Genomic DNA, 12,350 nt, shown 5'->3' with positions numbered 1-12,350 from the left:
CCTCAACTGCCACGGCGATAATTAGATTGTCAATGCCATCGGAGGAACTGCTTATGTTTTCTGTTGACACAGATACTACAGAAATCACCGGATTGCTGGGAGTGAATCCCAAGGCGATCGCTCGAAGTGATGGGGATATTTTAGAGTCTTTTGGTGCGAATCAACTGCTCATAGGGGGGGTTGCCGATCCGGTCGTTCTCCCAACCTTGGTATCAGTTGCGGGCGATAATCTTGTTATCCCTCTGGATATGTCCGTTGACCAAGGAAGAACTCCGGCGGAAACGGATTCTCACATCGCCCCGTCGGTAGATTCATTAACGGGAATAGCCTTAGCCAATAGTTACGAACAATTACAGCAATTTGCCAACAGCCCAGAGTTTCTCTCTCAGATGAGCATTGCTTTTGGAGATGATTTTGATGTTGAGGCGGCTCAGGATTTGGCAGATAGCTTGACTAATGGTACTTTCGAGATCCCACCGACTACGGTCGTTTCTGCTGCTGATATCAACGGAGCTAACGGGGCTTTTGCCGCAGAAACTAACAATATTTATCTGTCCAGTGAGTTTGTGGCTGAGAATGCTGATAACCCAGAGGCGATCGTCTCAGTGCTGTTAGAGGAGATAGGACATTATATCGACTCGCAGATTAACATCTCCGATACACCTGGAGATGAGGGTGCGATTTTTTCCGGTGTCGTCCAAGGCAGGGAATTTGATGCAGGGGAACTTGAGGCATTAATGGCAGTAGATGATACCGCCACTGTGATGATCAATGGCGAAGCTACTCTCATAGAGCAGTCATCTTCTCGTACTCCTTTACTGACCCAACAAAATGCAAACTACTTTAGGAATCGTCCTCAGTTCTACACGACTGGTAACATTTTTGCTCAATCGATGTTTGGTTCTAGTCTAGTTGGTGGTCGTGGTCATACAGAAGGCAACTGTACTTGGTATGCACATGGTCGGGTGAAAGAGTTAGGAGGTAATGTTGCAGCTTTAAACTCAATGCGGGGTAATGCTAATCAGTGGCATACACAGCTATCTAATGGCGCACGTATCGTTAGCGACCCGCAACCAGGTGATATTGCTCAGTGGACGAGAAATGGGCAAAATCACGTCGCTGTGGTGGAAAGGGTTTACCAGCAAAATGGTGTAAGGCGGGTAACTCTTTCGGAGTCACACTACAGGAATAATTTTGATGGTGGTGGTGCAGGAACTTTACACCGAATAGTTGACTACACGGCAAATAACCCTGATCGTTATATCCGTGTTCCTGGCGTTTTATCTAGCACTGCACCTACTCAGCCTTCAACGAGTGCCTTCCGAGGTACTGTAGATGGGGCGCTCAATATCCGCAGCGGACCGGGGACTAACAACTCGATAGTTGGCTCTCTGATCCCTGGTCACAGTCGCACTTTTGACGCTGTGGCACGAGGCACAACCCATTGGGACGCTCGCGAACAGCGAAATGATAACCGCTGGTTCCGTATTCAAAACACCAATCAGTGGGTTTCCGCTTCTTTCATCACTGGCAATCCACTCTTCAGTGGCGCGGCAGATACCACTCTCAATATCCGCAGCGGACCAGGGACGAACTTCTCTGTCGTCGGCTCTCTAAGCAGTGGCAGTCGTCGCACTTTTGATGCTACAACTGTAGGCACAACTCATTGGGATACAAGGGAAAGGAAAAACGAGAACCGCTGGTTCCGCCTTCAAAACACCAATCAGTGGGTTTCCGCTGCTAACATCACTGGTGATCCCACTTACTAGAACCGACATCATGCCATAGAGTTATCTACCCTGGCTAGGGACTCGATTCTGATTTTTGAGTAATCAGGTAGGATGCCTGGCTAAGGTAGTTAACGCCGATCGCATTTATATCAATCTTTCCAGAAAAAAGGCGGCACCCGGATTTGAACCGGGGATGGAGATTTTGCAGACCTCTGCCTTACCACTTGGCTATGCCGCCACCACTGCGATTTACTAATATATCACAACCCCTGGGAAAACTGCAACTTTTTTCGCCAAGAATTGACACTCTTCTGTAATCGAGGGGATAACCAGCTATCGTATTGGGGATATATCGGTAGTCGTGGCTGTAATTGCCAACCTTTCGGGTTGATAATTTGGCTGAGGGTTTCCGGGTTAATGTGGGGATAGTCCGGGTTGACTACATCTTGGGGACCGATTCCCCCTAGGTCTCTGGCTCCCGCTTCCAGACATTTTAATAATATCTCTGGCTGTATAACTAGGTTGGGGGGAATTTGCACCGTCACTTCTTCTGGGAGAATACTGCGGGCGATCGCCACTACTTCCGGTAATTGGCTAAGATTAAATCCGTACCCTGGCTCCCCTTGTCGGCTTCCTTCGCTGTAGGGTTGCACAATTACCTCTTGAATGTGACCAGAGCGATCGTGAATTTTGGCGATCGCTTCTAATGTCCATCCCCAGTCTGACGGACTTTCCCCAATTCCCAAAAGTAACCCAGTCGTAAACGGAATTTTGAGTTCCCCAGCCCAATCAAGCTGCTGTAACCTAATACTAGGAACCTTGCTAGGCGCGTGGCGGTGAACCGTTTGTAAAAGATCCCGAGTCATTTGTTCGAGCATTAACCCCATCGACACATTAACCTGTTTTAATCTAGCCATTTCCTCAAATTTCAGAGGACCAGCATTAGTGTGGGGCAGAAATCCGCAACTTAGCGCTTCATCGCACAATTCATAAATGCGATCGCACCAAGCCTCTCGCCGGGGACTGTTGGGGTGTACTTCCCCACTCAGAATCAAAATCTCCACTACTCCCTGTTCACATAGTCCCGCCAGTTGCTGTTTCATCTCGCCGACAGTTAACCAAGGGCTATCTCCCGGTTCCCTGCGGAAATTGCAGTAACTACAGCGGTTAAAACACTCATAGGTCGGAACTATCGTATACGCCGGAGAATAGGAAACCAAAGCAGACATCTGACTAAACATTAGTTTTGCTTATCTCAAATATAACTAAATACTTTATTAAACCCCTTTACAAACCTTAACCGAGTGTGTCATATTATAGACACGGTAGAAAAACAACTGCCGGATAAGTACCTCGAAAATTCAATACAGCAATCATATCCAACATGACTACTACCATTCAGCAGCGCGAGAGCGCCAACGCCTGGGAACGGTTCTGTAGCTGGGTAACATCCACCAACAACCGCCTCTATGTAGGCTGGTTCGGTGTTCTGATGATCCCTACCCTACTAACTGCTACCATCTGCTACATCATCGCTTTTGTCGCTGCTCCTCCCGTTGACATTGACGGTATCCGCGAACCCGTAGCTGGTTCTCTGTTGTACGGAAACAACATCATCTCTGGTGCGGTTGTTCCTTCCTCCAATGCGATCGGTCTGCACTTCTACCCTATTTGGGAAGCAGCCAGCTTGGATGAGTGGCTCTACAACGGTGGCCCCTACCAGTTGGTAATTTTCCACTTCCTGATCGGTGTATTTTGCTACATGGGTCGTGAGTGGGAACTGTCCTACCGCTTGGGAATGCGTCCTTGGATCTGCGTAGCTTACAGCGCACCTGTTGCCGCTGCTAGTGCAGTATTCTTGATCTACCCCATCGGACAAGGTTCTTTCTCCGACGGTATGCCTCTGGGTATCTCTGGAACCTTCAACTTCATGTTGGTATTCCAAGCAGAACACAACATCCTGATGCACCCCTTCCATATGTTGGGAGTTGCCGGTGTCTTCGGTGGTGCTTTGTTCTCCGCGATGCACGGTTCTTTGGTAACTTCTTCCTTGGTGCGTGAAACCACCGAAATCGAATCTCAAAACTACGGTTACAAATTCGGTCAAGAAGAAGAAACTTACAACATTGTGGCAGCTCACGGTTACTTCGGTCGCCTGATCTTCCAATATGCTTCTTTCAACAACAGCCGTTCCCTGCACTTCTTCTTGGGTGCTTGGCCGGTAATCGGCATCTGGTTCACCGCTTTAGGTGTATCCACCATGGCCTTTAACCTCAACGGTTTCAACTTCAACCAGTCCGTAATGGACTCCAGCGGTCGGGTAATCAATACCTGGGCTGATGTCATCAACCGCGCTAACCTGGGTATGGAAGTAATGCACGAGCGTAACGCTCACAACTTCCCCTTAGATTTGGCTTCTGCTGAGTCTGAGCCTGTAGCTTTGGTTGCACCTCAAATCGGCTAATTTATAGCTTCGATTCAATCAAGCGCCTCCCACACGGGGGGCGCTTTTTCGTGCTTAAATTTACTGACCCACATTCAAGACATCTTCATAAATTTGCGCCACGGTCACAGTTAGCCCCACAGATTCCCAGGTTAACTGATTATCTTCTCCTAAGATTTGAACTGTCCAACTCCCCGGAGTCTCTTGACGATAGACTTCCACTTGCATAACATCTTGAGAGACTAAAACATATTCCTTCAAAGTTTCTAAGGTTTGGTAGTTCATTAATTTTTCTCGTCGGTCAGTGCTTTCGGTACTTTCTGACAGCACTTCAATAATTAAGTTAGGTTGTGTTTTGAAGTATCGGTGATTATCTTCGGGGTTACAAGTCACGAGTAAGTCGGGGTAATAAAAAATATCGTCTTGAACTTTGACTTTCATATCAGACATGAATACCCGACAGGAACTCCCCCGCAGATGAGAACGTAATAAGGCATAAAGATTACCGGCAATGAGATTGTGTTCTTCACTAGCACCCGCCATAGCAAACACATAACCGCCCATATACTCATGGCGAATGGTGCTTTCGGCTTCAGCGATGATATAGTCTTCAACGGTAAACAGGGGTAAAGGCGATCGCATTTTAGGGATTCTCCTAGTTTTTCTATTTCAACTATTCTAACTTAGCTTAAATTTAAGATACTGTTGCCAAATCGGATGCAGTTGAAACATTCCTCGCTCTCCCTCTGATATTTTTTCTAGCAACCCCCGTCTAACTAAAGATTGGATGGCTGACCATAATTCGGATTGGGATAATTCAGGATTAGTCGGTTTTTGAGAAAGGGCGATCGCTTGATTTTTTCGGAAACCAGAAATCACCTGTTGTTCTAAGTCTGATAATCGTTCTAAATGAGATTCTAAAATTGGTTCTAAGTCACCTAAAAAGATATCCTCGCTGTAGCTTAAAAATAGGGAAACGCTACCATCAAATAGTTCGACTATGGTTGAGGCGATGATATTTAACCAGGTAGGATGTCCTTGATAGAGGTTGATTAATTCCGGCCATTTGTCGGAGTCGGTTAATTGGTGCGATCGCAAAATTTTCTCAGCATCGGCTGATAATCCTTTTAGGTGTAACGTGCGGGTGGAGTGTTTTTCCGCTTCTAAGGTAGCAATTTCTCTGGGTTTTTCCCAACTGATGAGAATCACGCAACTTTGATGATGGTTTTTGGCAATTTGCCGAAAAAATGTCCGGTATTCTTTATAGTCTGTCAAGTATTCCCCCGCTAATTCACCGCTTTTAAAAAGATTGTGTAGGTCATCCAATATGACTAAACAACGGGAGTGACGCAAATAATCAATTATTGTGGGCAATGAAGGCTGTTGGGACTGGGCAAAAAATTGTTGAAGTTGGTTTTTTAAGGAGGACAGAGTAGGGCGATCGCTCAAACTTCGCCACATCATATAGTCAAATTCAGTTTTTATTTGTTCTATGAGTTGGCGTGTTAATAGGCTTTTGCCAATGCCACTTAATCCATAGATGGTAATTAGGCGGGTATGGTCTTGTAATATCCACTGTTTTAGGGTAGTTAGTTCGGAAGTACGGCTATAAAATTCAGTCAGGTCTGGTGCGTCGGTTAAGTCGATAATCGGTGAAGAATCTTGAGGTGTGGGAGAATGAGAAGAAGAGAGATCGGAGGGCGATCGGTGTTGTTCACTACAAATATTAACTTGATTATTGCCGATTCCAATTTGCATAAAATTAGTAGAATTTCCAGTAGCAGACAGTTCTGCTTGTTCTAGAACAGAAAACACATTAGACTTTTTAACATCTTCCCCAACCACATCAGACAGAAGTTTCCATAACTTCCAGGCTTCTTTTTTGACATGATCGTAACTTTTCTCATTGTTTGCGGCAATTTCGTAATAATCCTGATGTTGCCAAATCCCCTGTAATATAGACTTTTGTAGCCAATCAAGATGTTTTCCAGTTTTAGTGAATACCTGTTCATCAGTCCAGTTTAAAACTTCTTGAATATCCATAGGAAAAAGTGGGGGTATGCAAGGATAATCCCACTTTATCACACTTTTCCCCACTTGGCGACAAAAATCCCACTTTATCCTACAAAATCGGTCTTGTAAATAATTGTAAAATCCCACTTTATCCCACTAATTGTTATAGATAACTCTCAAGTGAACTGCTAAAATTAAACAGCGATAGGATCTTGTATGTATTGATAATCTAATCCTGGAAAATAATTATGGAATTGTTTAACTTGTTTGCGAAAAAATCCTCTCAAGAAACCAAGGCAATTACTGATGAGGATATGTTGGGGATAGTTGGGGAGTTCAATAAGTCCTTACCATCTCTTCCTGAAAACTCGGAAATCTTAGAGGAAATCAGCTTTGATAAGGTAGTCAGTTATTTAAAAAGCGATCGCCCCGATAGTCCCAGTCTAACACAAGCAGCGATCGTTCGCCAAAAACATCCCGAAGGTACTTTTTTAGCACTCGTATTTTTGGACGAAAATAACCATCTAATTTATCTCCCCAGTGGCCTTCAGGCAGGACGGCAGATCGTTGCCAAAAAGCTGAATCAAAAATTAAGTAAGTTTTTGGGCGATCGAGATTTCAGTCTGGTTGACTTAAAACAAACATCCATGGAATTGTTTAACTTGTTTGCGAAAAAATCCTCTCAAGAAACCAAGGCAATTACTGATGAGGATATGTTGGGGATAGTTGGGGAGTTCAATAAGTCCTTACCATCTCTTCCTGAAAACTCGGAAATCTTAGAGGAAATCAGCTTTGATAAGGTAGTCAGTTATTTAAAAAGCGATCGCCCCGATAGTCCCAGTCTAACACAAGCAGCGATCGTTCGCCAAAAACATCCCGAAGGTACTTTTTTAGCACTCGTATTTTTGGACGAAAATAACCATCTAATTTATCTCCCCAGTGGCCTTCAGGCAGGACGGCAGATCGTTGCCAAAAAGCTGAATCAAAAATTAAGTAAGTTTTTGGGCGATCGAGATTTCAGTCTGGTTGACTTAAAACAAACATCCATGGAATTGTTTAACTTGTTTGCGAAAAAATCCTCTCAAGAAACCAAGGCAATTACTGATGAGGATATGTTGGGGATAGTTGGGGAGTTCAATAAGTCCTTACCATCTCTTCCTGAAAACTCGGAAATCTTAGAGGAAATCAGCTTTGATAAGGTAGTCAGTTATTTAAAAAGCGATCGCCCCGATAGTCCCAATCTAACACAAGCAGCGATCATTCGCCAAAAACATCCCGAAGGTACTTTTTTAGCACTCGTATTTTTGGACGAAAATAACCATCTAATTTATCTCCCCAGTGGCCTTCAGGCAGGACGGCAGATCGTTGCCAAAAAGCTGAATCAAAAATTAAGTAAGTTTTTGGGCGATCGAGATTTCAGTCTGGTTGACTTAAAACAAACATCCATCGTCGTCAAAGTAATTAAGATAGTTAGTATTATCATTTGGACTATGGTGATTTTTCTGGTGTTATTCCCATTACTGGGACACCAGATTATGAATCAAGCTTTATCTGCTGAATTAAATACTCCTTCACTGGAAATTACGCCAAATATGGTTGCATTTGGCTGGCTAGGGAACCAACAGGCTTTTGATCAAGCTCGTCAAACAGCCTATAAAGAGGCTAAACAATATGCCGAACAGGAATTAGATAAATGGGAAACTGAATTAATTAAGCGCATAGATACAGATTTTCTGAACTGGTATTTTAGTTACTTTAATCAGAAAAAACAAGAATTGGACGTGCTTGTTCAATATGTAAGCCAAAATTTTATAAATGGATTCGATCAGTCTAAAATTAACGAACAAATTAAAAATAGCGTCAATTATAATCTTCAAAGAGAATTTGCTCGTCGCGTTGTTAGTTCAAAATCTGCTGAAAGTAAATTTAATACAATCAAGATTGATACCACTGAATTATATCTAGAAAAACTATCGGGTCAACTAAAAAATGTTCCCAAAAAGTACAAAATTGCTGAGGCAGACTGGCAGCAATATTTAGAGACAATCAAAGTCAGATTAGAAAATGAACAAGGCGATCAATCATTGCCAGTAAAAGTTATTGGTGGTTATCTCACCACTAAAGCTGTAGCAAAAATAGCAGCTATGACGAGTGGTAAAGTTGTGGCTGGCTTGATTTCTAGTTCAATCGCATCTGTGATCGATCCTGCTGTCGCTGTTGGATTAATTGCCTTGGATTATTGGGATTATAATAATGGAGTTACAGAAAATAAGCCCCGTTTGCGTGAGGATCTAGTTGAATCTCTAAGTGAACTCAAAAATACTCTTTTAAAAGATCCTGAGTTGGGTGTGATGTCTGCAGTGAATGAATTAGATGAACAAATAAAAAATAGTGTTTAACGGGCATATTGTGGGTGACTTTTTTTATGGTTCCTCTGGGTCTAAACCCAGCGATCGCAACCGTTCAGCAAGACGTTCGGCTTTTTGGCGTTCTGCCTCAGCAAGCTGTTGAGCTTGTTGGGCTTTCTGGCGTTCTGCCTCAGCAAGCTGTTGAGCTTGTTGGGCTTTCTGGCGTTCTGCCTCAGCAAGCTGTTGAGATTGTTCGGCTTTTTGGCGTTCTGCTTCGGCTTTTTGGCGTTCTGCTTCGGCTTTTTGGCGTTCTGCTTCGGCTTTTTGGCGTTCTGCTTCTTCCGGTAACAACACCAAATTACCTTCGGTATCATAAAACCGCAGCCAAATTGCCTCCTCACGGTCTATAGTTCCCGACCAAGTTCCCAGCCAAAAGCCTAAACTTTCACACCACAGCCAACCTCGCTCATTCGGCTCTAAAAGCTGATAACCTTCCGAACTATGCAAATGCCATCCTTGAAAGGCGTTGGCTTCAAACGGGTCAAATACAAAGTAATCTGGTGTCCGAAAAGTCTGCTGATACAGCTCCTTTTTCTTTCCTTTATCTATTCTGGCGGTACTGGGAGACATTAGCTCCACAATGACATCTGGGTAGCGACCCCCTTCCTGCCATACTACCCAACCCTGTCGTTCTTTAGTGCCATCTACATCCAACACAGCAAAGAAATCAGGGCCACGAAAATCTCGGTTCCTAGCTTGTTCGCTGCTATAGTAAATAAACATATTCCCGCCTGTATAGAAATCATGGCGATCGCTCCAAGCCTGTTGCAATGACCTAATCAGGACGTTCATGGCAATGCGGTGACGGTTACTTTCCAAAGGCTCTCCATCATCAAAAATCAAATCTGTGGGCGGCATGGGGGGTTCCCATTCCGTTTCCGTAGCAGTTTCGGGGCTAGTATTGGCAGTGAGTTCAACTGACATTTTCGGTTCCCCCCTCTCTCGTGTTTCTCAGTTGTTGATGATTATATCCCAAGCCGCCCATAGTCGCCTGGAACCACAGGCTCTCTCAGGGTTCGACTCCTTATGGTTCAATTAATGATAAGCCCTACTTATGACAGCCATTAAAATAAATGTGGCTCAACCCCTTTACAAACCTTAACAGAGTGTGTCATATTATAAACACGGTAGAAAAACAACTGCCGGATAAGTACCTAGAAAACTCAATAAAGCAATCATATCCAACATGACTACTACCATTCAGCAGCGCGAGAGCGCCAACGCTTGGGAACGGTTCTGTAGCTGGGTAACATCCACCAACAACCGCCTCTATGTAGGCTGGTTCGGTGTTCTGATGATCCCTACCCTACTAACTGCTACCATCTGCTACATCATCGCTTTTGTAGCTGCTCCTCCCGTTGACATTGACGGTATCCGCGAACCCGTAGCTGGTTCTCTGTTGTACGGCAACAACATCATCTCTGGTGCGGTTGTTCCTTCTTCCAATGCGATCGGTCTGCACTTCTACCCTATTTGGGAAGCAGCCAGCTTGGATGAGTGGCTCTACAACGGTGGCCCCTACCAGTTGGTAATTTTCCACTTCCTGATCGGTGTATTTTGCTACATGGGTCGTGAGTGGGAACTGTCCTACCGCTTGGGAATGCGTCCTTGGATCTGCGTAGCTTACAGCGCACCTGTTGCTGCTGCTAGTGCAGTATTCTTGATCTACCCCATCGGACAAGGTTCTTTCTCCGACGGTATGCCTCTGGGTATCTCTGGAACCTTCAACTTCATGTTGGTGTTCCAAGCAGAACACAACATCCTGATGCACCCCTTCCATATGCTGGGAGTTGCTGGTGTCTTCGGTGGTGCTTTGTTCTCCGCGATGCACGGTTCTTTGGTAACTTCTTCCTTGGTGCGTGAAACCACCGAAATCGAATCTCAAAACTACGGTTACAAATTCGGTCAAGAAGAAGAAACTTACAACATTGTGGCAGCTCACGGTTACTTCGGTCGCCTGATCTTCCAATATGCTTCTTTCAACAACAGCCGTTCCCTGCACTTCTTCTTGGGTGCTTGGCCGGTAATCGGCATCTGGTTCACCGCTTTAGGTGTATCCACCATGGCCTTTAACCTGAACGGTTTCAACTTCAACCAGTCCGTAATGGACTCCAGCGGTCGGGTAATCAATACCTGGGCTGATGTCATCAACCGCGCTAACCTGGGTATGGAAGTAATGCACGAGCGTAACGCTCACAACTTCCCCTTAGATTTGGCTTCTGCTGAGTCTGAGCCTGTAGCTTTGGTTGCACCTCAAATCGGCTAATTTATAGCTTTGATTAAATTAAGCGCCTCCCACCAGGGGGGCGCTTTTTGTTTGTTTAAACTTCACCTAGCCAAAAAAACCACCCGGTTTTTGACTCGAAGGTTAAGATACAGAAACCGGGTGATTTTTAAGTTTTTTGGGTTTATAGTTCTAACCTAGGTTCTCCTCAACTTGTCTCAGAATAGAAAATAAAACCGTAATGCTACGATCCGCGTAGTTCATTAGTTTTTGCATAATGTTGGAAAATGTTTCAGAAGAATTGTGAATTGAACAATTGCTAGGCTGAGGAGCCTCTAAATATGAGTTAGTGCTTTCACTTGTGGTCATAATTAAAGTGCTGTTCTCAGCCTTATTCTGTTTAGTGATTGAGTAACTCTCATGCAGACACTATAGCATAAGTATTGCCAAAAGCGCCCAAATTCCCGACCAAATCTATCTAAAGTAGTACATCAAAGCCCTATCAATCATGAATCTCGCCATTAGGCATGATCGCGCCATGTAGGTTTACCCCAATGGTATTAGCACTACTAAACTCAGTACGAGTTAAGTAGGCATAGCTAAGGTTAGCATTTCGCAAATTTGTCCGACCAAGAGAAGCATCGGTTAAATCAGCCTGAGTCAAATTAGCCGAACTTAAATTAGTCCGATTTAGTTCCGCCCGTACCAAATTCGCCCGGCTTAGGTTAGCATGACTGAGATTAGCATTACTGAGATTAGCATCTGGTAAAATTGAGTCGCACAATTCCACCCTAGGCATTTGGGCGTTAGTCAAGATGGCTCGCTCTAGTTTTACCTTAACCATGCGGGAACCAATTAAATTAGCACCACTTAAATTAACTTCTGTTAAAATCGCCCCTTGTAAATTGGTTTCGGAAAGGTTAGTCTGGTTGAGAATCGCGCCACGCAGTACACATTCAGTTAAATTAGCCCCCATTAGGTTAGCGCGAGTTAAATCAGCCCCGGTGAGATTAACCCCCTGTAAATCGGTACCTCTTAAATCTGCGCCTCGTAAATTTACACTCTCATAAATACGCCTTTCATAACGCATATTTGCACCCCGTAGACAAGCACCCCTTAAATCTGCACCTTGCAAATTAGCACCGCGTAAATCTGCTTGAATTAAGTTAGCATCAACTAATGTGGCTAGGGTTAAATTAGCTTTTCTCAGGTCGGCTGCTTGCAGGATAGTACCATGAAAATCAGCGTCGGTTAGTTGAGCGCCACTTAAATTAGCTCGTGATAGGTTAGCTCCTCCTAATTTGGCTTTTTCTAAATTTGCCCTAGTTAGGTTAACTCCATTAAGATAGGCTAACACAAAATTGGCTCCTTGAAAATCACCGCCACTTAAATTGGCTCCAATTAGGTCAGCATTACTTAGTTCAGCATTGCGGAGGTTAACACCTCGAAACAATTTTTCTCCACTTCGATATTTATTTAAGAAAGTCCGCTCATCCATCCATCTTCATCCTTGTACTTTGGCTGTTAATTTA

General features: G+C 44.2%; 9 protein-coding genes and 1 tRNA gene. 4 read left to right on the top strand and 6 right to left on the bottom strand.

Annotation, left to right across the window (positions count from 1 at the left end; genetic code table 11):
* The first annotated feature begins 53 nt into the window (after positions 1 to 53).
* Positions 54 to 1,769 carry a CHAP domain-containing protein gene (locus N39L_RS20770; protein WP_006618988.1) on the top strand — a complete coding sequence of 572 codons (1,716 nt, stop codon included), beginning with the start codon at positions 54 to 56 and terminating at the stop codon, positions 1,767 to 1,769.
* A 128-nt stretch (positions 1,770 to 1,897) separates the two neighbouring features.
* Here the strand turns inward: N39L_RS20770 and N39L_RS20765 are convergent.
* Positions 1,898 to 1,968: transfer RNA gene (locus N39L_RS20765), tRNA-Cys, on the bottom strand.
* 22 nt (positions 1,969 to 1,990) lie between these two features.
* Positions 1,991 to 2,971 carry a 7,8-didemethyl-8-hydroxy-5-deazariboflavin synthase subunit CofG gene (gene cofG / locus N39L_RS20760; RefSeq protein WP_014276249.1) on the bottom strand — a complete coding sequence of 327 codons (981 nt, stop codon included), beginning with the start codon at positions 2,969 to 2,971 and terminating at the stop codon, positions 1,991 to 1,993.
* Between the two features lie 143 nt (positions 2,972 to 3,114).
* Between cofG and psbA (N39L_RS20755) the strand changes: the two genes are divergently transcribed.
* Positions 3,115 to 4,194 (top strand): photosystem II q(b) protein, encoded by a 1,080-nt coding sequence (psbA, locus tag N39L_RS20755; protein ID WP_014276244.1) that lies wholly within the window; start codon positions 3,115 to 3,117, stop codon positions 4,192 to 4,194.
* A 60-nt stretch (positions 4,195 to 4,254) separates the two neighbouring features.
* On the opposite strand, the gene N39L_RS20750 is transcribed toward psbA (N39L_RS20755), so the two are convergent.
* Positions 4,255 to 4,815 (bottom strand): Uma2 family endonuclease, encoded by a 561-nt coding sequence (locus tag N39L_RS20750; RefSeq protein WP_014276248.1) that lies wholly within the window; start codon positions 4,813 to 4,815, stop codon positions 4,255 to 4,257.
* Positions 4,816 to 4,851: 36 nt separating this feature from the next.
* Entirely contained in the window at positions 4,852 to 6,216 is a 1,365-nt protein-coding gene (locus N39L_RS20745; RefSeq protein WP_014276247.1) for a helix-turn-helix domain-containing protein, read from the bottom strand.
* Between the two features lie 218 nt (positions 6,217 to 6,434).
* On the opposite strand from N39L_RS20745, the gene N39L_RS20740 reads away from it, so the two are divergent.
* Positions 6,435 to 8,585, top strand: coding sequence for a hypothetical protein (locus N39L_RS20740; RefSeq protein WP_014276246.1), 2,151 nt, complete (start codon positions 6,435 to 6,437; stop codon positions 8,583 to 8,585).
* 24 nt (positions 8,586 to 8,609) lie between these two features.
* Here the strand turns inward: N39L_RS20740 and N39L_RS20735 are convergent, their stop codons facing one another.
* Positions 8,610 to 9,518, bottom strand: coding sequence for a Uma2 family endonuclease (locus tag N39L_RS20735; protein ID WP_014276245.1), 909 nt, complete (start codon positions 9,516 to 9,518; stop codon positions 8,610 to 8,612).
* A 262-nt stretch (positions 9,519 to 9,780) separates the two neighbouring features.
* On the opposite strand from N39L_RS20735, the gene psbA (N39L_RS20730) reads away from it, so the two are divergent.
* A complete protein-coding gene (gene psbA, locus N39L_RS20730; protein WP_014276244.1) occupies positions 9,781 to 10,860 on the top strand; it encodes a photosystem II q(b) protein in 1,080 nt (359 codons plus the stop codon).
* Between the two features lie 460 nt (positions 10,861 to 11,320).
* On the opposite strand, the gene N39L_RS20725 is transcribed toward psbA (N39L_RS20730), so the two are convergent.
* A complete protein-coding gene (locus tag N39L_RS20725) occupies positions 11,321 to 12,316 on the bottom strand; it encodes a pentapeptide repeat-containing protein (RefSeq protein WP_006620086.1) in 996 nt (331 codons plus the stop codon).
* Between the last annotated feature and the right edge of the window lie 34 nt (positions 12,317 to 12,350).

Origin of the sequence: Limnospira platensis NIES-39, from assembly GCF_026000695.1 — a bacterium.
Classification (GTDB): Bacteria; Cyanobacteriota; Cyanobacteriia; order Cyanobacteriales; family Microcoleaceae; genus Limnospira; species Limnospira platensis.
Note: the sequence above shows the minus strand (reverse complement) of the source record. Positions and strands in the feature narration are given on the sequence as shown.